This is a genomic window from Sphingopyxis sp. (assembly GCF_040216815.1).
In the GTDB taxonomy this organism is placed as follows: domain Bacteria; phylum Pseudomonadota; class Alphaproteobacteria; order Sphingomonadales; family Sphingomonadaceae; genus Sphingopyxis.
The window spans coordinates 1-19,501 of the sequence record NZ_JAVJOJ010000012.1 but is presented as its reverse complement, the minus strand read 5'-3'; the positions used below and the strand labels follow the sequence as shown (position 1 = coordinate 19,501).

Genomic DNA, 19,501 nt, shown 5'->3' with positions numbered 1-19,501 from the left:
GGCCCCAATGTCGCCCCTGCCGCCCATATTGCAATGCGAAATTTGCGTGCGCCGTACAGAAGACATCGGCAATTTTGGTAAAGCGCGTTGGAAGCATTGTGCGTCGCCGCTAGGACAGGCGACAGATGGGGACCGAAGCTCTTGATTCGACACCGCCGCCGCGCGTGTCGATGATCATGCCCGTGCACAATGGCGCACGCTGGCTTGCCGACGCTATTGCATCGGTCCTTGCCCAGGATTTCACCGATTTCGAACTGATTCTGGTCGACGACGCCTCGCGCGACGATTCGCCCGCGATCATGGCCGCCGCCGCCGCGCGCGACCCGCGCGTACGGCTGGTGCGGCTGAAGGCCAATCAGGGCCTGCCGGCAGCGCTCAATCACGGCTTTGCGGCCGCGCGCGGCGAGCTTCACAGCTGGACCTCGGACGATAATCTGCTTCGCCCGCACATGCTGACCCGTCTCGTCGCGACGCTCGACACGCACCCGGACGCGGACATTGTCCACGCCGACTTCATGCTCATCGACGAGGATGGCCGCGAACTTGGCCGGGCGCAGGTGGGGCCGGTCGAACGGCTGCTATATGGCAACAATATCGGCGCCTGTTTCCTGTATCGCGCGCGCGTGGCCAGAGCGCTCGGCGGCTATGACGTCCGGCTCTTCGGCGTCGAGGATTATGACTTCTGGCTTCGCGCAGCGCAGCGTTTCCGCTTCGTCGCGCTGCACGAGGATCTGTATATCTACCGCAAGCATGGCGGCAGCCTGACCAATCAGCGGTCCGATGAGATTCAGGCGCTGACCGCCGAAATCGTCGAACGCGCACTTCCCGCTACGCTGCCCGCACGCATCCGCAGCGAAATCCTCGTCGGGCTTGCGCTGCGCAGCCAGGGGCGGTGGCGGCTCGACCTCGTCGGCCGCGCCTTTCGCGCGCACCCGGCGCCGGTCGTTGTGCGGCTGCCCGCGCTCGCGCGTTGGTCGCTCGTCGTCGCGCGCAACCGCTTCACCGCCTGAACGGCGGGCGATTCCCGTTGCGAAACGCAACGCAGCCTCTATATTTTTTTGGCACGTTGGGCGATTTTACGTTAGGGCTTTGGGCATGGGAAAATTACGCGAAGTCTTGAACGATCTGAACGGTGGCAATTGCGCATTGCCCTTGGCCCTTGAGGCGATGGGCGAACGCTGGTCTTTCATGATCCTGCGCGCGGCGTTCAACGGCGTCCATCATTTCGAGGAGTTCCAGCAGGAACTCGGCATCGCGCGCAACATCCTGTCGAACCGGCTGTCGAAGCTGGTCGACCATGGCATCATGGCGCGCGAAGTCATGGCCGAGGATCGGCGCAAGGTGCGGTATCAGCTTACCGAAAAGGGCATCGACCTGCTCCCCGCGATGATTGCGCTGCGGCAGTGGGGCGAAAAATGGGGCGCCGGCGTTCCCTCGACACCCGTTCTTGTCGACGCGCGCGACGAACAGCCGATCGGCCCCGTCGGGCTGACCGCGCATGACGGCCGGGTGATCGGTTACAAGGAATTGCTGTGGAAGCATCGGTCGGAGCTTCAACCGCTGGGTCAGGCGCGCGTGCGCGCCGATGGCGCCGCGGCGCCGGTCGCGGCGGAATGATCCGCCGCGCCGCCGCCCGCCTCGTCGTGCGCGGCCGTTGACCATCGCCATCGCCCGGACCCCCATGCCGCTGTTTCGACTGACTTCGCCCGGTCCCTTTTTCGATAACAAGGTCCGTGCTTTCTGGAACCTTCAGATATTGGGCTGGGCCGCGTGGCTCGGCCTGCGCGGCGTATCGGGCCTTGCCAATGGGCAGGCGTTCAGCTTCTTCATTCCGCAGACGATTTCGGCGATCACCGGCTTTTCGCTGACGCTGATCCTGTCGGTCTGTTACCGCGCGCTGATGAACCGCCGTCCGCTGCTCATGTGGGGGGTCAGTTTCGGGCTTGCCGGCCTCGCGACGGCGCTTTGGGCGTTCATCGACGCCTGGGTCGCGCAGATCCAGAATCCGGCCAGCGAGGCGGGCTTTACCAGCCTGCTGCTCGGCGCGATGTATATCGACGCGACCTCGCTTGCCGCCTGGTCGGCGCTTTATTTCGCCATCAATTATTTCCTCCAGCTGGAAGAGCAGAACGACCGCGTGCTCCGCCTCGAAGCGCAGGCGGCGTCGGCGCAGCTCGCGATGCTGCGCTATCAGCTCAATCCGCATTTCCTGTTCAACACCTTGAACAGTATCTCGACGCTCGTGCTGCTGAAACAGGCCGAGCCCGCGAATGCGATGCTATCGCGCCTGTCGGCCTTCCTCCGCTACACGCTCGCCAACGAGCCGACCGCGCAGGTCACGCTGGCGCAGGAAATCGAGACGCTGAAGCTGTATCTCGATATCGAAAAAATGCGTTTCGAGGACCGGCTGCGCCCGCATTTCGCGATCGACCCGGCGGTGGCGCGCGCGCGCCTGCCCTCGCTCTTGCTCCAGCCGCTCATCGAAAATGCCATCAAATATGCGGTGACGCCGCAGGAAGAGGGCGCCGACATCACCATCTCTGCACAGCTGGCCGGTCAAAATGTCCGGATCACCGTGTCCGACACCGGCGCGGGATTGTCAGGCGAGCGCACCGACCCCACCACGGGCGTTGCAACGGAATCGACCGGCGTGGGTTTAGCCAACATCCGGGACCGCCTGGCGCAGGCATTTGGCGACCAGCACCGGTTCGACGCCCAGCTGGGCGCTGAGGGCGGCTTCACGGTGGTGATCGAGTTTCCGTTCCAGCCCGATGGGCAAGCAAGAATTGGAACCGAAGGCACATGACGATCAGAACCATCCTGGTGGATGACGAAAAATTGGCGACCCAGGGCCTGCAACTGCGGCTCGAAGCGCATTCGGATGTCGAGGTTGTCGACACCGCCCAGAACGGCCGCGAGGCCATCCGAAAGATCAAGACGCACAAGCCCGACCTTGTCTTCCTCGACATCCAGATGCCGGGGTTCGACGGCTTTTCGGTGATTCAGGGACTGATGGAGGTGGAGCCGCCGCTGGTCGTCTTTGTCACCGCCTATTCGGACCATGCGATCCGCGCGTTCGAGGCACAGGCGGTCGATTATCTGGTCAAACCCGTCGAGCCCGAACGGCTCGCCGATGCGCTCGACCGGGTGCGTCAGCGGCTCTCCGAAAAGCGCGGCGCCGCCGAAGTCGAGCGGCTGAAGACCGTGCTCGCCGAAGTCGCGCCGGAGGCCGTCGAGGAGTTTGGCGCCGAGACGGCAGCCGACGCACTCTCGTCCGATCGCTATGAAAAGATGATCAATATCAAGGATCGCGGCCAGATTTTCCGCGTCGATGTCGACAGCATCGAACGCATCGATGCCGCGGGCGACTATATGTGCATCTATACCGCCGATAACAGCCTGATCCTGCGCGAGACGATGAAGGATCTGGAAAAGCGGCTCGACCCGCGCAATTTTCAGCGCGTCCACCGCTCGACGATCGTGAATCTGAGCCAAGTCAAGCAGGTCAAGCCGCACACCAATGGCGAATGCTTCCTCGTGCTTGGATCGGGCGCGCAGGTGAAGGTCAGCCGCAGCTACCGCGACGTGGTGGCGCGGTTCGTGCATTGATTTAACCGTCGCCCCCGCGAAGTCGGGGGCCGCTGCCAGCCTTGCGCTACGCCGATAGCGGCTCCCGCCTTCGCGGGGGGCGACGAGTTTTAAAGCTGATGCCCCGTCCGGTCCCGCTTCGTCGCGAGATAGTGCGCGTTGTGCGGATTGGTCGGGAGCGCGAGCGGGATACGCTCGACAACCCCGACACCCTCCGTCTCCAGCCGCGCGACCTTTTCGGGGTTGTTCGTCATCAACCGGATGCGCGGAATGTTGAGCAATTCCAGCATCCGGGCCGCGATCGCAAAATCGCGCGCCTCGACCGGAAAGCCGAGCCGCAGGTTCGCGTCGACCGTGTCATATCCCTGATCCTGCAACGCATAGGCGCGCAGCTTGTTGACCAGTCCGATGCCGCGCCCTTCCTGCCGGAGATAGAGCAGCACCCCCCACGGCGCGTCGGCCATCGCGTGAAGCGCCGCGTGAAGCTGCGGTCCGCAGTCGCATTTGAGACTGCCCAGCACATCGCCGGTCAGACATTCGCTGTGCAGCCGGACGACCGGCGGATTGCCGTCGCGCCGACCGATCACCAGCGCGACATGGTCCGACGCCTCTTCGGGCGAGCGAAAGGCGACGATCTCGGCGCTCTCGCTCGCCGCGACGGGCAGCCGCGCGCGCGCCGCGACGTCGAGCCGCGCGGGATCGAGCAGCGTCGCGACGTCGTCGGCGCGGCACTGCGTTTCGGCCTCGCCCGCCGCCGCGCGCACGAAAAAGGCGGGGAGCAGTCCGGCATGGCGCGCCATCGTCATCGCCGCCGCCGCCGCTACGTCGCCGCCGGTTGCAATGGTGCGGAACGGCCCTTTCAGGGGATGCGCGAGGTCGAGCGCGGGGTCGGCGACCGCCAGCGCCGCGGCGACCGTATCGGCGGCGTCGGCAAGGCGCACCGGGCCGGGCGCCGCCGCGGCGCGCTGGTTGGTGAGTTTCAGCGTCACCGCGCGTTCGCCCGACAAAAGCAGGTCGCCGCTGGCGAACGCCGCAAAATTTCCGTCGCGCGCACTTTCGACCGCGAGCAGGTCGAGCGTCCCGTCGGCGCCCGCGACCCGCAGCGGCCAGCCGCGGCGCAGCGCGTCGATCGCGCGCGCTGCCTGCCGGGCGCCCTGCTCGGCCGCGCCCCCGCTCAAAAGGCGAACTCGGTGATCAGCGGGATATGGTCCGACGGCCGTTCCCAACTGCGCGCCGGGCGGACGATGCGGTGCGCGACCGCCTTGTCCTGAAGGTCGGGCGTCACCCACATATGGTCGAGGCGGCGGCCGCGGTTCGACGCTTCCCAATCCTTCGCGCGATAACTCCACCAGGTATAGAGCGGCGCGGGCGCGGCAATGAAATGCCGGCCAAGATCGACCCAATCCGACGCCGCCTGCAAACGTGCGAGCGTTTCGACCTCGATCGGCGTGTGGCTGACGACATCGAGCAGCGCCTTGTGGTTCCACACATCGCTTTCGAGCGGTGCGACGTTGAAATCGCCGGTGAGCACCGTCGGCGTGCCATTGAGAGCGCCCGACCATTCGGTCATCCGGCCGAAAAAATCGAGCTTTTGACCGAATTTGGGATTGAGATCGCGGTCGGGAATGTCGCCGCCCGCGGGAATATAGACATTGTCGAGCCGCACGCCTGACGGCAGCGTGACGCCGATATGGCGCGCCTCGCCATTCGCCTGCCAGTCATATTTGCGCACATCGGCAAGCGGAAGCTTGCTGACGATCGCGACGCCATGGTGCATCCGCTGGCCATGCGTCACGATGTGCCGATAGCCGAGCGCCTCGAACATGCCCTTGGGGAACAGCCCGCATTCGACTTTCGTTTCCTGAAGGCACAGGATGTCGGGGGCTTCTTCGCGCAGGAATTTCTCGACGATGCCGATCCGGGCGCGGACGCTGTTGATATTCCACGAAGCAATGCTGGTGCGAGTCATGGGTCGGCTCTATCGGCGCGTGACGTTGTTCGCAATGCGATTGCGGCACCGCCCCGCTCCCCCGCCCAGCCTCCCATTTCAGGATAGGCTGTAGGGAGGCTGGGCGGGGAAGCGGGGCGGTGCGGCTCCGCCGCGTCAGCGGCAAAATTCGCCGGACAAACTAAACCCCCGTCCCAGGGGCGGTGGAACGGGGGTTCAAGGTCAGCGTTCGTCACGCTCTTGAATGAAGGTGCCGGGCAGCCCGGGTGGGGCAACAGGGGGAAACCCAAATCCGGGGGCCATGTTGGCGCCTTCGAGTGTTGGAATAGCGCCCCTTCCCTGTCGCGAAGCTGAACGAAAGGCGGTGTCCGGCGCCCCTGTTTGTCGTTCGTCGATGCCTGACGCCCGTTCGTCCGGGATCGGCCGCGATTCGCGTTTGGTCGGCCCTGCGGCCGATGCGCGGCGGATCACCGCCCGCGGCGGTTGGGGCGCGGATCGGTCCAGCGGAACGCCGAATCGGCGACGGCGACGTTGAATTTCTGGTTGCTGAGGTCGATCCGCGTCCGGTTGTTCTGCGAATCGAGCGCGACCCAGCCGCGCAGGCGCAGCCCCGCCGGAGCCGATCCGTCGCGGACGAACACCATGGTGATCGTACCATATTCGGGGCGCTTCGGATCCTTGACCTCGACGCTCACGACGTCCGTGTTGCCCGTCGGGAGCAGCTTGGCATATTTCGCGAGGTCGCGGTCGGGATCGAGCAGGGCGCCGAGCGGCGAGTTCTTCACCGGCCAGCTTTGCACCTGCCGCACCTCATAATCGATCATAGTCAGCCGGCTGCCGTCGCCGACGATCAGCAGCGGCACGCCCTTCTGATACTGGAACCGGATCTTGCCCGGACGCTTGAGCGTGAGCTTGCCCGACACGCGCTGGCCGTTGCGGTCGGTCTGGACAAAGTCGGCGGTCATCGAACTCGTTGCCTTGAGGTGCGATTGGACCGACGCCAGCGCGTTCGCCGACTGGGCGATTGCGGGAACGCCGACAGTGAGCCCTGCGGCGGCGGCGGGCGCGAGAAAGATAGCGGCAATACGGGTCAGCTTGGTCGAAAAGATCATCTGGCTCTCAATTCTGTAATCGGGAATCTGTCTCTGGCTTCTGCGCTTTGAACCCGTAGTGAACCGTCATTTCATCCCTCGGTCATCCCGGCGAAGGCCGGGATCTCACCGGTGCATTTGAAGCGCGAGGTCGAGATCCCGACCTTCGCCGGGATGACGAATGGTGAAGAGCCATCAACCCGGTCAAACTTCCTACCGCGGCTGGCCATATTGGTCGGTAAGGACATCGCGGCGCCCGACATGGTTCGGCGGGCTCACCAGCCCCTCTTCCTCCATCCGTTCAATCAGGCGCGCGGCGCTGTTGTAACCGATGCGGAGTTGCCGCTGCAGCCAGCTGGTCGAGGCCTTCTGGCTTTCGGCGACGATCTGGCACGCCTTGGCATACATGCGGTCCTCGGCGCTGTCGCCGCCGGTGGGCGCGCCTTCGAGTGCGAAGCCGCCATCTTCGGGGTCTTCGGTGACGCTTTCGATATAGTCGGGGCGCCCCTGACCCTTCCAGTGATCGGCGACCGCGCGCACTTCGTCATCGGACACAAAGGGGCCGTGGATGCGCGTGATCTGCTTGCCGCCGGGGACATAGAGCATGTCGCCCTTGCCGAGCAGCTGTTCGGCGCCCGCTTCGCCGAGGATCGTGCGGCTGTCGATCTTTGACGTGACGTTGAAGCTGATCCGCGTCGGCAGATTCGCCTTGATCACGCCGGTGATGACGTCGACCGAGGGGCGCTGCGTCGCGAGGATCAGGTGGATACCCGCCGCGCGCGCTTTCTGCGCGAGCCGCTGGATCAGGAATTCGACCTCCTTGCCCGCGGTCATCATCAGGTCGGCGAGTTCGTCGACGACCACGACGATCTGCGGCAGCGGCTGGTAATCGAGCGTCTCTTCCTCATAGACCGGCTGGCCGGTGTCGGGGTCGTATCCCGTCTGGACCCGGCGGCCCAGCGACTTGCCCTTGGCGAGCGCGGCGCGGACCTTGTCGTTATAGCCCGCAAGGTTGCGCACCGACAGCGACGACATCATCCGATAGCGGTCTTCCATCTGCTCGACCGCCCATTTCAATGCGCGGATCGCCTTCTTCGGCTCGGTGACGACGGGGGCGAGCAGGTGCGGAATGTCGTCATAGACGCTGAGTTCCAGCATCTTGGGGTCGATCATGATCATCTTCACCTGGTCGGGGCCAAGGCGATAGAGCAAGGACAGGATCATCGCGTTCAGACCGACCGACTTGCCCGATCCGGTCGTACCCGCGATCAAGAGGTGCGGCATCGGCGCGAGGTCGGCGATCATCGCATCGCCGCTGATATTCTTGCCGAGGATGATGGGAAGCGATCCGGTATGATCCTGGAACAGCGCGCTGCCGATGATTTCGTGCAGCACCACCGATTCGCGATGCGCATTGGGCAGTTCGATGCCGATGACGGTGCGGCCGGGGATCGGCGCGATGCGCGCCGACAGCGCCGACATGTTGCGCGCAATGTCGTCGGCGAGGTTCGATACGCGGCTGGCCTTTGTGCCCGGCGCGGGTTCGAGCTCGTACATGGTGACGACGGGGCCGGGACGCACCGCGGTGACGACGCCCTTGACCTGAAAATCCTCGAGCACCGATTCGAGCAGCCGCGCATTGCGTTCGAGCGCCGCCTTGTCGATCTGCCCCGCCGGACGTTCGGGTGCGGGCGTGAGCAGGTCGATCGATGGCAGCTGATAATGTGTGAAGAGTTCGGTCTGCGGCTTGGGCCTGGGTTTCGACACGGCGGTGCGCTGCACCGGCTCGGCGATCTCGGGCGGCGCGCGGTCGACCGGCTCGGCAACCGCGCGCGGCCGTACGGTCCGTTCGCCCATCTCCGAGGCCTTTTCCGAAGCGAGCGGCGCGCCGCGTGGCGGTTCGATCACGCGGCTTGCCTCCCTGGCGGGAAGGCGGAGTCGCGACGCCCATCCCTTTTCGAGCCGCAGCGCGCGCCAAGCGAGGAACAGTCCGATACCGATCAGCAGCAAAATCGTGGCGAAGCGGATCAGCGCCGCGGCGGGTTCGCCCGCGCTGGCGAACAGCGGCGTGATCGCGCCGCCGACGAGCAGCGCGATGATCCCGCCCCAGCCCGCGGGCATCGGCGCGTTCGTCGCCGGCGACCAGAGTTCGGCGCCGAGCCCGACGAACAGGATGCCGATGAAGCTGTAGGACAGTTGGCGCGGCCAGTGGGGCTGCGCCTCGCCCTTCCACATCCGCCACGCGAGGATCGCGAGCAGCGGCAGCAGCAGGACGACGCCGACGCCGCCGATCGACAGGCCGATGTCGGCGAACCAGGCACCCGCATTGCCCATCCAGTTCGCGGCGGTGCCCGCGGCGGCGGTGTTGAGCGCGGCGTCGGTGCTGTCGTAGGTTGCGAACGCAAGCGTCAGGAACAGGGTGAACAGGCCGAGCGCCGCCGCCGCCGCGATGACGATCGACCGCGCGATGCTCTGGCGGAAAACCGTACGCCAATCGGCCTTTGCGGGTGCGGCCTTGCGGCTAGCCATGCTCTCTTTTGTCCCTTTATGTTTACCAAGGCGATATGCGCATGGGGCGGACTCGCCGTCAAGCGCGCGGCCGGGCCGCCCGCGCCCTTTCCAACCGCTTCGCCGCGCGCTAGGGCGGCGACATGAGCGACACTTTGCGCAGCGATGTCCTGATTTCGGGTGGCGGCCTGGTCGGGCAGGCGCTCGCGCTTGCGCTCGCGCATCACGGGCTTTCGGTACAGGTGGTCGACCCCGCCGATCCGCGCGCCACCATCGCGCCTGGCTTCGACGGCCGCGCGTCGGCGATCGCCAGCGCGACATGGCAGATGTTCAAGGTGCTGGGCCTTGCGGACCGCCTTGCGGGGCACGGCTGTCCGATCCACACGATCCGGGTCGGCGACGGCGCACCCGACGGCGGCCGTGGCGGCGCCCTCGATTTCGGTGCCGCCGAGGATGAATCGCCGCTGGGCACGATGGTCGAAAATCGCCAGCTTCGGCTCGCGCTCGCCGACGCCCTCGCCGACGCGCCGCTCGTCCGGCTGGCCATGCCCGCGACGGTGGCGTCGCGCACGATCGACGCGCATGGCGTCACGTTGACGCTCGCCGACGGAATGCGGCTCGCCGCGCCGCTCCTGATCGTTGCCGAGGGGCGCCGCTCGCCGACGCGCGAGGCGGCGGGATTTCATATCGCCAGCTGGTCCTATCACCACCATGCGATGATCGGCGCCGTCGCGCATTCGCGCCCGCACGATCATGTCGCTTATGAAATCTTTTATCCTTCGGGTCCGTTCGCGCTGTTGCCGCTCGTCGACGATGCCGAGGGGCGGCATCGCTCGGCCTTTGTCTGGACCGTCTCCGAAAAGGACGGCCCCGGCTTTGCCAAGCTCGGCGAGCGCGGTTTCACGGCCGAACTCGAAAAGCGCGCTGGGGGCGTACTGGGCGCGATGCAGCTCGTCGCGCCGCGCATGACCTATCCGCTCGGCTTTCATCACAGCGCGTCGATCGTTGCGAGGCGCATCGCGCTCGTCGGCGACGCCGCGCACGGCATCCATCCGATTGCGGGGCAGGGGCTGAACCTCGGCCTGCGCGACGTCGCGGCGCTCACCGAAGTGCTCGTGGAGGGCGCGCGGCTCGGGCTCGACCTTGGCGACGCGGCGCTCCTTGCGCGCTACCAGCGCTGGCGCGGGCTCGACAATCTGATGGTCAGCCTCGCCACCGACGGGCTCACGCGCCTGTTTGGCGTTCCCGGCCGCGCGGCCGCCGCGGTGCGGCGCTCGGGCCTTGGCGCGGTTCAGCACATGCCGATGCTCAAACGCTTTTTCATGGACGAAGCGCGGGGCGAAGCGGGCGACCTGCCGCGCCTGCTCGGCGGCGAGGAAGTTTAGGGTCCTGACCCTAGGTATTTCCACGTAGGGAGCCGGCAACCCGCCGCAAAGCATGATGTCCTATCCCCGCCGTGCGGCCTGGCGGCCGAACGAGGATGGGGACAGGTCATGGCGACGAAAAGCGACGCGCTGGAAACAGCTGTCATCGACTATATCGAGGCGCGAACCGCGCTTGAGGCGGCGCCGGGGCCGCGCCATCGCGCGCTTGCCGACCGCGCCTTCGTGCGCCTCGCCGCGCTCGTGGCTCCGCGCATCCGCTATTTCACGCGCATCTATGGCCTCACCGACGTGGCCGAGGACGCGGCTCAGGTTTGCGCGATCGCGCTGCATCGCGCCGCCGAACGCTATGATCCCGCCCGCGCCCGCTTCACCACCTATGTGAACTGGCAGTTCCGCGCCGAATTGCAGGCGCTCCGCCACCGCCTCCACGGCGACCAGCGGCGCGCGGGGCAGCGGCGGGCGGCGGCGACGCTTTCGCTCGACGCCCTGCCGGTGGAGGATGCCAGCGAATGGCTGATCGACACTGCGGCCGAACCCGGAGTCGAACGCGCCGCCGCCGACCATCTCGCCGGCTGCGCCGCCGAACGGCTGATCGGCGAGTGGGCGGATCGCCGCGCGTCCGCGCTGCGCGGCGGTGATCGACGGGTCGCGGCGCGGATCGCCGCCGAAAGCGCGCTGGTCCGGCGCCATCTGACGTTCATCGAATCCGCCGACCGGCTGCGCGAGAGCGAGCGACACATCGTTCGCCGCGCGCTCGCGGACATTGTCCGCCACGCCGCCACGCCCAAGACGCATTGACCGCGCTTATTGCAGTGTCGCGCGCCCGTCGTCGCTGTCGAAGCGCCCAAAAAACTGCATCAGCTGGATCACCAGTTCGGCGCGCGCGTCGATCGGAGTCGCTTCGAGCAGGGCCTGCTTCGCGGCGGCATCGAAGGGGGCGACCTGTGCAATGCCGTTGACCAGCGTTTCGTCGTCGAGCTGGCCCACCGAATCCCAGTCGACGACATAGCCCTGCCGCGCGGCGAAGCGTTTGGCCTCGCGCTCGAGGCTGGCGCGCTCGATGCTCGCCAGCACGGCGTCATCCTCCGTCTCCGGTTCGATTTCGGCCTCGACCTGCCGGAACGGCGTCGTCACGTCGAGTTCGCGGCGAACGCGAAAACGCGCGATGCCCTCCAGAACCAGGTTGAACCGGCCTTCGTCGAGCGCCTCGACATCGACAATGCGCCCGACGCATCCGACGTCGTACAGCGCCGGGGGCTCGCGATCTTCTTCGCCGGGAATCTGGCGCGGCTGGATCATGCCGATCTGCCGGTCGCGGGCCAGCACCTCCTGCACCATCGCCGAATAGCGCGGTTCAAAGATATGGAGCGGCAGGTGCAGCCCCGGAAACAGCACTGCGCCGGTGAGCGGAAAAATCGCGATCCGCTGGATGGTCAAGGGCGCGGTTGCGCCCATCAGCCGAACAGGATCAGCGACAGGCGGCGGCGCTGCGCCGCGACCCACGCGTCTTCCAGTCCCACCGCTTCGAACAGCGCCAGCAATTTGGCGCGCGCCGCGCCCTCCTGCCAGTCGCGGTCGGCGGCGATGATGTGGAGCAGATTGTCGGCGGCGGCATCGCGCTGCCCTGCGCCGATCTGCGCGGCGGCGAGGTCGAAGCGCGCCTGATGATCGTCCGGATCCGCGGCGATCGCCGCCTCGAACGCCGCGAGTTCGCCCGAATCGGGCGCGTCGGCGGCCAGCGCCAGCGCGCTTTTCGCCTGCGCGATCGCGGGGTCGGCAGCAAGTTCGTCGGGAAGCGCATCGAGCGCCGCCTGCGCGCCCGCGACGTCGCCCGCGAGCAGCATGGCGCGAATGAGGCCGCCGTGCGCGGCGGCGTTGTCGGGCGCCATCTCGACGATCTGGCCAAAGATTCCCGCCGCGCGGGCGCCGTCACCCTCTGCGAGCACACCTTCGCCCATTTCGATCAGCGGCGCGATCTCGACTGCGCGCTCCTTAGCGGCGCTTTCGATCGGCAGCTGCGCGAGCAGCTGGTCGAGCATCGACTTCAGCTGGCTTTCGCTGCGCGCGCCGGTCAGATTGGCGACCGGCTGGCCCTGAAAGATGGCATAGACGGTCGGGATCGACTGGACCTGAAACTGGCTGGCGATAAAGCGATTCGCGTCGACATCGATCTTGGCGAGCAGGACGCCCTTATCGGCATAGTCGGCGGCGACCTTTTCGAGTACGGGGGCGAGCTGTTTGCACGGTCCGCACCATTCGGCCCAGAAATCGAGAATGACGAGGCTCGTCATCGACGGCTCGACGACATCGCGGCGAAAAGCTTCGACGGCTTCCTTGTCCTGGGGATTCAGACCGAGAGTGGCCACAAAGGGGTGCTCCTGTTTCGATGGGCGCCATTTCCGCACTGGCGGGAAAGACTCATGCGCCGCTTATGTGGGATTTGCGGACGATATGCCAACCCTTCGGAGAAAATGCGCAATCAGGGCTTGCCGAGTCAAAAGGCCGGTGCTAATCGCGCGCCTCACCCGCTGGCCCCACACGGACGCCAGCCGCCAGAGCGGGCGTAGCTCAGGGGTAGAGCACAACCTTGCCAAGGTTGGGGTCGAGGGTTCGAATCCCTTCGCCCGCTCCAGTATTTCCGCCGTTTTCATGGGCTTGGCGGCGCGGTCGTTAGGGCGTTCTCTGCGCCACGCAAATCCCGCTACCTCTATCTAAAAATCGATGCGGCCGAGTGCTGTTCCGATCATGCGGCGATGACCCCTAGGCGGCGGCCGTTCGGACGCCTAATATCGAATGTTCCGCTCCCGATATACGGACGCTATCGTGGATCTTCGCCAGCTTCGTTATTTCGTCGCCATCGCCGAAACGGGGAATTTCAACCGGGCTGCCGAGCGGCTGAACGTCTCGCAGCCGCCGCTGACCGTCGCGATCCGGAAGCTTGAGGAGGAGCTGGGCGTGCGGCTTTTCGATCGCAGCAATCGCGGTGCAACGCTCACTGCGGCGGGTGCCGCCATTCTTCCATCGGCGCGCGAGAGTCTCGATCAGGCGGCAGCGATCCGGGAGATTGCGCGCGTGGGCGCCAGGGGCGAGAGCGGGCGCATCCGCGTCGGCTTCGTGGGTTCGGCGGTGAGCGAATTGCTGCCGCGGATCATCCCGGCCGTTCGGGCGAAATTCCCCGGGGCGGAGCTCGAACTTGCCGAAATGGCCAGCGCCGACATCGCCCGGGCGATCGAGGCTCGCGAGCTCGATGCCGGGCTGGTTCGCCTGCCCGTCGTGCGTTGCGGCGCGCTGCAATTGTCGGTGATCGAGCGCGATGTCCTCGTCGCGGCACTTCCCGAGGCCAGACATGGCGAGGGCGACGCGCCGATTGCGCTCGCACAGCTCGCTGGCGACCCCTTCATCGTCCACAGTCCGGTGAGCATTCTTCATGCCGTTACGCTGTTGGCATGTCAGGACGCGGGTTTCGTGCCAGAGATCGCGCAGGAGGCGGTGCAGGTGCAGACGATCTTGAGCCTCGTCCAGTCGGGTCTCGGAGTATCGCTCGTTCCGGCGCGGATGGCGCGCTTCGTCCCGCAGGGTGTGGTTCTGCGCGCGCTCGATCGACCCGTGCCGATCGCGACGGGCCTTGCGATGCGGCACGATGCTTCGCCGCTGGCGCGCAATTTCTTTGCGGTCGCGATGGCGGGCGTCGATAGTCAATAGCTATCATGGACCGGCCGAATACTATTGGAATTATTGTACGGCGATCTCCACTGTCCCAACACGTCTCCCTTCGAGATGCCCGAGCAAGGATGCCGCGAGATGTTCGATAGCATGTCCCTCCAGGCGATTCCGCCCGAGGACGAGGCGCTGCGACCGGCCATCCGCGTTCTCGCCGCGCGGTCGACCAAAGGCGTGCCCGCGGATGTCCGGGCGCGGTCGTGGCAGGGGTTCGATGCCGCATTCAGCCGCGAACTCGGAAAAGCGGGCTTCCTCGGTCTGACGCTGCCGAAACGCTATGGCGGCGGCGAGCGCGGACCGTTTGCGCGTTTCGTGGTCGTCGAGGAACTGCTTGCGGTGGGCGCGCCGGTCGCGGCGCACTGGATCGCCGACCGCCAAAGCGCGCCGTTGATCCTCAATTTCGGGACCGAGGCGCAGCGCGAGAGGTTTCTGCCGCCCATCTGCCGCGGCGATCTGTTCTTTTGCATCGGGATGAGCGAGCCGGGATCGGGGTCGGACCTTGCAAGCGTGCGGACCAGGGCAGAGCGGACGGCATCGGGGTGGCGGTTGAACGGTCAGAAAATATGGACCACCAACGCGCCGCACTCCGATTATATGATCGCTCTCGTGCGCACATCGGGAACGGCCGAGGACCGGCACAGCGGCCTTTCGCAGCTCATCGTCGATCTGCGCGCGCCGGGCGTCGCCGTTCGCCCGATTGCCGACCTTGCCGGCGACGCGCATTTCGCCGAGGTGTTTTTCGACAATGTCGACCTTCCGGCCGATGCCCTGATCGGGACCGAGGGCGAAGGCTGGAAACAGGTCAACGCCGAACTGGCATTCGAGCGCAGCGGTCCTGAGCGCATCTATTCGAGCATCGTGCTGTTCGACGCCTGGGTGGGCCATCTGCAACGCGCGGGCGTGCGGGAGGGGCCCGCTGCGTGTCTGGTCGGTCGTTTCACCGCGCGGCTCGCGACGCTGCGCGCGATGTCGATCGCCTGCACGGCGCTGCTCGCCAGGGGCGAAAGCCCCGTGGTCGAAGCCTCGCTGGTCAAGGATCTGGGCACCGCGCTCGAACAGGACATGCCCGTTGCGATCGCCGACGATCTGGCGTCGCGCCCCGACGAACCCGTCGATCCCGAACTCCTGCGCACGCTGACCTATATCGCGCAGGTGGCGCCCAGTTTTTCGCTACGCGGCGGGACGCGGGAAATCCTGCGCGGGATCATCGCGCGCGGAATGGGGCTGCGGTGATGGACGAGATGGATCTCGCGGCGCCCTTCGCGCGGATGCTCGCGGCGAGCTGCCCGCCCGCGACGGTACGGGCGATCGAACGCGGCGCGGATTACGCCGGTGTATGGGCCGAAATCGACGCGTCGGGGTTTCTCGACGCCCTCGTTCCCGAGAGCGCCGGGGGGGCTGGGCTCTCGCTTTCCGAGGTGGCGCCGCTCGTGCAGGCGGCCGCACGTCAAGCGCTTCCGCTGCCGGTCGGCGACACGATCGTCGCGCGCTGGCTTTTCGCGACATGCGGCAAGACCGCGCCGCGTGCGCCGATCAGGGCCGCCTCGTCGCGCGCGGCGCTTGGCGCCGGCACGACGATCGAGGCGGCGGATCTTGGGCTCTTTGAATCCGAAGGCGCGCTCTTTCTGACCCCCCTTGATGCCAAGACCGACCGCGCGGCGTCCTCACTCGTCGGTCCGGCGCCTGCGGGCGGCCTTCGCCCCCTTGTCGCGCTCATGCGCGCCGCCGCGATCGCGGGCGCCGCGGGCGCGCTTCTGGAAGCGACGGTGCGCTATGCCAATGAGCGCGTCCAGTTCGGTCGGCCGATCGGCAAGCAGCAGGCGATCCAGCAGCAGCTTGCCCTCATGGCCGAGCATTGTGTGGCGGCGCGCGTCGCGACCGAGATCGGCTTCGCATCGCCGCTGCCGCCGACTATCGAGGCCGTGGCGACCGCGAAAGCCATGACTTCGGCGGCGGCGCCGCTGATTGCCGCTACGGCCCATGCGGTTCATGGCGCGATCGGGATCAGCGAGGAATGCGACATCCAGCTTCTGACGCGGCGCCTGCATTACTGGCGTGGTTCGGAGGGTTCGGAAAGCTATTGGGACGAGCGGTTGGGGCAAGCGCGCCTCGCCGATACGGCGCCGAGCGTTCATTGGCTGTCCGGCGCTGTCGGGCGGTAGGCCGCCAACCTTGATGCGCCGCGGCACAGCGGCCGGCGGGAGCAGCGGAGGATGGGGGTTCCCGATTGTGGCCCTGCCGCGTCAGGAGAAGGTGAGCGAGGCGAGCGCGACGATAAAGAGCAACACGGCCGCGGTGAAAGCCGTGGTCAACGCCGCGAACAGAAAGGGATGAAAGGCGCCTCGGGCGCCGGACGCTCCGTCGGTGCGCGTCTCGGCGCCGGCCGGGGCTGGGTCCGTCCCCGCTTCGGGAGCGGTTTTGAGCAGCGCCGCGCTGATCGTGCTCGCCGGGATCGGCGACAGAAACTCGCAACCGAATATCCGGCCGTCGCCGCGCACGACGCGGGCCGGCGTGGCCCCAGCTTCGGGCAGCACCAGGATGAAGGTTTCGCCCACTTGGACCCCGGCGCCGGTCTCGATCAACAGCCCGGTTCGCGACAGGTTGCGGATGACCACCAGCGCCTCGGCGGCGGCCGTCTGCGCCGCGACATCGAGCCGCAGCGTGCGGCGGTGCATCCGACGGCGCTCGGTCGGCTCGATGATATGCGCCAGCAGTTGCGGCACGCCCGTCTCCTTTGCGGACGAACCATGGCAAGCCAAGCTTAACATTGCCTTTTCGTGCGCGGGAAGTGGGCCGGTGCGCCGGGACGATCGTTCGGCGGTCACAGCGTTGAATCGACCCAACCGCAGGTTAATAATTGGCTTAGTTCTATCCGTCCGGCACGCATCACGCCAGGATGGCTGATGGAAAAAATGCCCCTGATCGGGACGAAATCGAGAAGGGTTTCAGACGGGATCGGACCGAAATATTCGCTATTACACTGTAAAATAAGTAATTATTGTCCATGTGGCGGAGCGGTGAAGTCAACGCCCCTCTCGCGCAGCTAACTTCCTAAAAAATTGTTAACAAGCTTGCGGAGACGCAACATTCCATGCTCTCCTTGCTCGTGGGGATAGTCCGAGTCGCTCGGACTGTGGGTCGCACTGACATTGGAAGAATTTGCCGTGCCGCTTTCGCGGCAGGGCGAAGTGCGCTCGAGGGAAATGGACATGGACGCTTTTGACAATCCGGCCCGGAACGGAATGGCTGGGCTCCAGCGCGACGGCCTGCCGACCGACCAATCGAGCGGAGCCGTTGCGGGCAGCGACCTTCTTTCCGCCACGGCGCGGGCCACCGCGACCGCTTCGGCGATGCCGCTGGCGATCCAGGCGATCCTCGTCCCCGATGCCAGCGGGCGGATCGTGCTGCCTGCGGGTGCCTCAATCGACGACATCAGCGTCTCGGGCACCGACCTCATCGTCACGCTGCCGAACGGGCAGGTGCTTATCGTCCCGAACGGCGCGGTCGACGTGCCCGCGATCGTCGTCGACGGCGATACGGTGCCGGCGAGCACGGTCGCGCAGCTTCTCGAAGGCCTTGCCGACTTCAACCCCGAAGCGGGCATCCGCAGCTCGGGCGGCAATTTCGCCGATCCTGAAGGACCGATCCAGGACGCCTATGCGCTCGGCGACCTGCTGCCCTATACCGAGCTCGCCTTTCCGCAGCCCGAAGATCGCGAGCTGCTGCCCGACGTGCCCGACGAAGAACCCGAAGTCGTCATCGTCACGCCCGACCAGCCCGCCGGGGCGACGGCCGCTACGGCGAGCGTCGACGAGGCGGGTCTGCCGGCTCGTGGAGGGGAGCCCGCGGGCAGCGACAGCGCCGCGAACAGCGAAAGCACGACCGGAACGATCGTTTACGACGTCGCCGACGGGCTCGGCGCGATCACGATCAACGGGACCGCGATCACCGCGGTCGGGCAGGTCGTCACGACGCCGCTCGGCCAGCTGACGATCACCAGCTTGACGCCGGGTAGTGTTGGATACAGCTATACGCTTGCCGACAACACCGACGCGAATGCCAATCTGACCGACGTTTTCACGGTCGTGATCACTGATCGCGACGGCGATAGCGCGACCGCCACGCTGACGATCGATGTCATCGACGATGTGCCGACCGCGCGCGCTGATACCGATACGGTCGCGGCGGGCAGCTTTGCGCCCGAAACGGGCAATGTGCTGACCGGCGCGGGGACGACCAGCGGTTCGGCGGGGATCGACACGCCAGGCGCCGACGGCGCGACGCTGACGGGCGTTCGCCCCGCGGGCGGCGAGGGCGGTTTTTCGGCACCGGGTACGGTGACGGGACAATATGGCACGCTGACGCTGAACGCCGACGGCAGCTATTCCTATGTTCGCAATCCCGGCACGCCGGGCGGCGTCGACGATGTCTTCGCCTATCAGATTACCGACGGTGACGGCGATACCTCGACCGCGACCTTGACCATCGGTATCGCCGATTCGCCGACCGTCATCACCTTTGTCCCCGGCGATGGAGGGGGCGATGGGGGTACCATCGTATACGAAGCCGACCTGCCGGGCCGCAATGGCGAGACCCCGGGTTCGGCCTTCGGGGGCGGAGGTGGTGGTGCGTCGACCAGCGGCACCATCACCTTTACCGCAATCGACGGCGTCGGCAGCGTTTCGCTCGGCGGGACGGTGCTCACGCCCGGATCGCTGCCGCAGACGGTGTCGAGCGACGCCATGGGCACGCTCGTCGTCACCGGCTACAGCTATGACCCCGCGACCGGTGCGGGGTCGATTACCTATGTCTACACGCTGATCGACAACACGCTGGACAGCGACGGCACGACGGTCAGCTTTGACCTCACCGTCACCGATGCCGACGGCGATCCGGGGTCCGATACGCTCGACATTCTGATTGTCGACGATGTGCCGACGGCGCGCGACGACGCCGACAGCGTGACCGAGGATGGGCCGCTGACGGCGGATGGGAATGTCTTGAGGGGCTTGGGTGGCGGCGACGCCAATGCGACCGACGGCGTCGCCGACACTCAAGGCGCCGACGGCGCGAGCGTCACGGCGCTGGCCGGCGGCAGCGTGGGGGCACCGCTGGCGGGTGCCTATGGCACGCTGACGCTGAACGCCGACGGCAGTTACAGCTATGTCCTCAACAATGCGGCGCAGCCGGTGCAGGGGCTTTCGGCGGGCGAAACGCTGACCGAGACCTTTACCTATACGATCACCGATGGCGACGGCGAC

17 protein-coding genes and 1 tRNA gene are annotated in these 19,501 nt (G+C 66.5%); 11 read left to right on the top strand and 7 right to left on the bottom strand.

The window, feature by feature from the left end; translation table 11 throughout:
• Positions 1-125 precede the first annotated feature (125 nt).
• The 4 genes from RIA72_RS16870 to RIA72_RS16855 all read left to right on the top strand — a co-directional run bounded on the left by RIA72_RS16870 (position 126) and on the right by RIA72_RS16855 (position 3,609).
• On the top strand, positions 126-1,010 hold the full coding sequence (locus RIA72_RS16870; protein WP_350033230.1) for a glycosyltransferase family 2 protein: 885 nt from the start codon (positions 126-128) through the stop codon (positions 1,008-1,010).
• An 85-nt stretch (positions 1,011-1,095) separates the two neighbouring features.
• Positions 1,096-1,617: a winged helix-turn-helix transcriptional regulator gene (locus tag RIA72_RS16865; RefSeq protein WP_350033229.1), complete on the top strand. Its 522-nt coding sequence runs from the start codon at positions 1,096-1,098 to the stop codon at positions 1,615-1,617.
• A 64-nt stretch (positions 1,618-1,681) separates the two neighbouring features.
• Positions 1,682-2,806: a sensor histidine kinase gene (locus tag RIA72_RS16860; protein ID WP_350033339.1), complete on the top strand. Its 1,125-nt coding sequence runs from the start codon at positions 1,682-1,684 to the stop codon at positions 2,804-2,806.
• Entirely contained in the window at positions 2,803-3,609 is an 807-nt protein-coding gene (locus RIA72_RS16855; RefSeq protein ID WP_350033228.1) for a LytR/AlgR family response regulator transcription factor, read from the top strand. The genes RIA72_RS16860 and RIA72_RS16855 overlap by 4 nt, the downstream gene beginning before the upstream one ends.
• Positions 3,610-3,698: 89 nt before the next feature.
• On the opposite strand, the gene ribA is transcribed toward RIA72_RS16855, so the two are convergent.
• From ribA to RIA72_RS16835, 4 genes are all read right to left on the bottom strand, one after another.
• Positions 3,699-4,766 carry a GTP cyclohydrolase II gene (gene ribA / locus RIA72_RS16850; RefSeq protein ID WP_350033227.1) on the bottom strand — a complete coding sequence of 356 codons (1,068 nt, stop codon included), beginning with the start codon at positions 4,764-4,766 and terminating at the stop codon, positions 3,699-3,701.
• Positions 4,763-5,557 (bottom strand): exodeoxyribonuclease III, encoded by a 795-nt coding sequence (locus RIA72_RS16845; RefSeq protein WP_350033226.1) that lies wholly within the window; start codon positions 5,555-5,557, stop codon positions 4,763-4,765. Before RIA72_RS16845 ends, ribA begins: the two co-directional genes overlap by 4 nt.
• Before the next feature lie 446 nt (positions 5,558-6,003).
• The gene (locus tag RIA72_RS16840) at positions 6,004-6,648 is read right to left on the bottom strand and encodes a LolA family protein (RefSeq protein ID WP_350033225.1); all 645 of its coding nucleotides are present in this window, start codon (positions 6,646-6,648) and stop codon (positions 6,004-6,006) included.
• Positions 6,649-6,840: 192 nt separating this feature from the next.
• Complete coding sequence (locus RIA72_RS16835) at positions 6,841-9,156, bottom strand: FtsK/SpoIIIE family DNA translocase (RefSeq protein WP_350033224.1); 2,316 nt, start codon at positions 9,154-9,156, stop codon at positions 6,841-6,843.
• Between the two features lie 122 nt (positions 9,157-9,278).
• Between RIA72_RS16835 and RIA72_RS16830 the strand changes: the two genes are divergently transcribed.
• Positions 9,279-10,520: an FAD-dependent monooxygenase gene (locus RIA72_RS16830; RefSeq protein WP_350033223.1), complete on the top strand. Its 1,242-nt coding sequence runs from the start codon at positions 9,279-9,281 to the stop codon at positions 10,518-10,520.
• A gap of 108 nt (positions 10,521-10,628) precedes the next feature.
• Positions 10,629-11,318: a sigma factor gene (locus tag RIA72_RS16825; RefSeq protein ID WP_350033222.1), complete on the top strand. Its 690-nt coding sequence runs from the start codon at positions 10,629-10,631 to the stop codon at positions 11,316-11,318.
• Between the two features lie 6 nt (positions 11,319-11,324).
• Here the strand turns inward: RIA72_RS16825 and RIA72_RS16820 are convergent, their stop codons facing one another.
• Together RIA72_RS16820 and RIA72_RS16815 are read right to left on the bottom strand one after the other, a co-directional pair.
• Positions 11,325-11,975 carry an LON peptidase substrate-binding domain-containing protein gene (locus tag RIA72_RS16820; protein WP_350033221.1) on the bottom strand — a complete coding sequence of 217 codons (651 nt, stop codon included), beginning with the start codon at positions 11,973-11,975 and terminating at the stop codon, positions 11,325-11,327.
• Positions 11,975-12,886, bottom strand: coding sequence for a tetratricopeptide repeat protein (locus tag RIA72_RS16815; protein ID WP_350033220.1), 912 nt, complete (start codon positions 12,884-12,886; stop codon positions 11,975-11,977). Before RIA72_RS16815 ends, RIA72_RS16820 begins: the two co-directional genes overlap by 1 nt.
• Before the next feature lie 191 nt (positions 12,887-13,077).
• On the opposite strand from RIA72_RS16815, the gene RIA72_RS16810 reads away from it, so the two are divergent.
• From RIA72_RS16810 to RIA72_RS16795, 4 genes are all read left to right on the top strand, one after another.
• Positions 13,078-13,152, top strand: a tRNA-Gly gene (locus tag RIA72_RS16810).
• Between the two features lie 191 nt (positions 13,153-13,343).
• Positions 13,344-14,222, top strand: a complete 879-nt coding sequence (locus RIA72_RS16805) for a LysR family transcriptional regulator (RefSeq protein WP_350033219.1) — start codon at positions 13,344-13,346, stop codon at positions 14,220-14,222.
• Between the two features lie 99 nt (positions 14,223-14,321).
• On the top strand, positions 14,322-15,473 hold the full coding sequence (locus tag RIA72_RS16800; RefSeq protein ID WP_350033218.1) for an acyl-CoA dehydrogenase family protein: 1,152 nt from the start codon (positions 14,322-14,324) through the stop codon (positions 15,471-15,473).
• The gene (locus RIA72_RS16795; protein WP_350033217.1) at positions 15,473-16,402 is read left to right on the top strand and encodes an acyl-CoA dehydrogenase family protein; all 930 of its coding nucleotides are present in this window, start codon (positions 15,473-15,475) and stop codon (positions 16,400-16,402) included. The genes RIA72_RS16800 and RIA72_RS16795 overlap by 1 nt, the downstream gene beginning before the upstream one ends.
• 81 nt (positions 16,403-16,483) lie before the next feature.
• Here the strand turns inward: RIA72_RS16795 and RIA72_RS16790 are convergent, their stop codons facing one another.
• Positions 16,484-16,963, bottom strand: a complete 480-nt coding sequence (locus tag RIA72_RS16790) for a PilZ domain-containing protein (RefSeq protein WP_350033216.1) — start codon at positions 16,961-16,963, stop codon at positions 16,484-16,486.
• 486 nt (positions 16,964-17,449) lie between these two features.
• Here RIA72_RS16790 and RIA72_RS16785 point away from each other — a divergent pair.
• On the top strand, positions 17,450-19,501 hold a 2,052-nt coding region (locus tag RIA72_RS16785; protein WP_350033215.1), incomplete at its 3' end, for a cadherin-like domain-containing protein.

Coding starts and splice junctions, on each gene's coding strand:
- RIA72_RS16870 (WP_350033230.1), top strand. CDS start 126: ATGGGGACCGAAGCTCTTGATTCGACACCGCCGCCGCGCGTGTCGATG.
- RIA72_RS16865 (WP_350033229.1), top strand. CDS start 1,096: ATGGGAAAATTACGCGAAGTCTTGAACGATCTGAACGGTGGCAATTGC.
- RIA72_RS16860 (WP_350033339.1), top strand. CDS start 1,682: ATGCCGCTGTTTCGACTGACTTCGCCCGGTCCCTTTTTCGATAACAAG.
- RIA72_RS16855 (WP_350033228.1), top strand. CDS start 2,803: ATGACGATCAGAACCATCCTGGTGGATGACGAAAAATTGGCGACCCAG.
- RIA72_RS16845 (WP_350033226.1), bottom strand. CDS start 5,557: ATGACTCGCACCAGCATTGCTTCGTGGAATATCAACAGCGTCCGCGCC.
- RIA72_RS16840 (WP_350033225.1), bottom strand. CDS start 6,648: ATGATCTTTTCGACCAAGCTGACCCGTATTGCCGCTATCTTTCTCGCG.
- RIA72_RS16835 (WP_350033224.1), bottom strand. CDS start 9,156: ATGGCTAGCCGCAAGGCCGCACCCGCAAAGGCCGATTGGCGTACGGTT.
- RIA72_RS16830 (WP_350033223.1), top strand. CDS start 9,279: ATGAGCGACACTTTGCGCAGCGATGTCCTGATTTCGGGTGGCGGCCTG.
- RIA72_RS16825 (WP_350033222.1), top strand. CDS start 10,629: ATGGCGACGAAAAGCGACGCGCTGGAAACAGCTGTCATCGACTATATC.
- RIA72_RS16820 (WP_350033221.1), bottom strand. CDS start 11,975: ATGGGCGCAACCGCGCCCTTGACCATCCAGCGGATCGCGATTTTTCCG.
- RIA72_RS16800 (WP_350033218.1), top strand. CDS start 14,322: ATGTTCGATAGCATGTCCCTCCAGGCGATTCCGCCCGAGGACGAGGCG.
- RIA72_RS16795 (WP_350033217.1), top strand. CDS start 15,473: ATGGACGAGATGGATCTCGCGGCGCCCTTCGCGCGGATGCTCGCGGCG.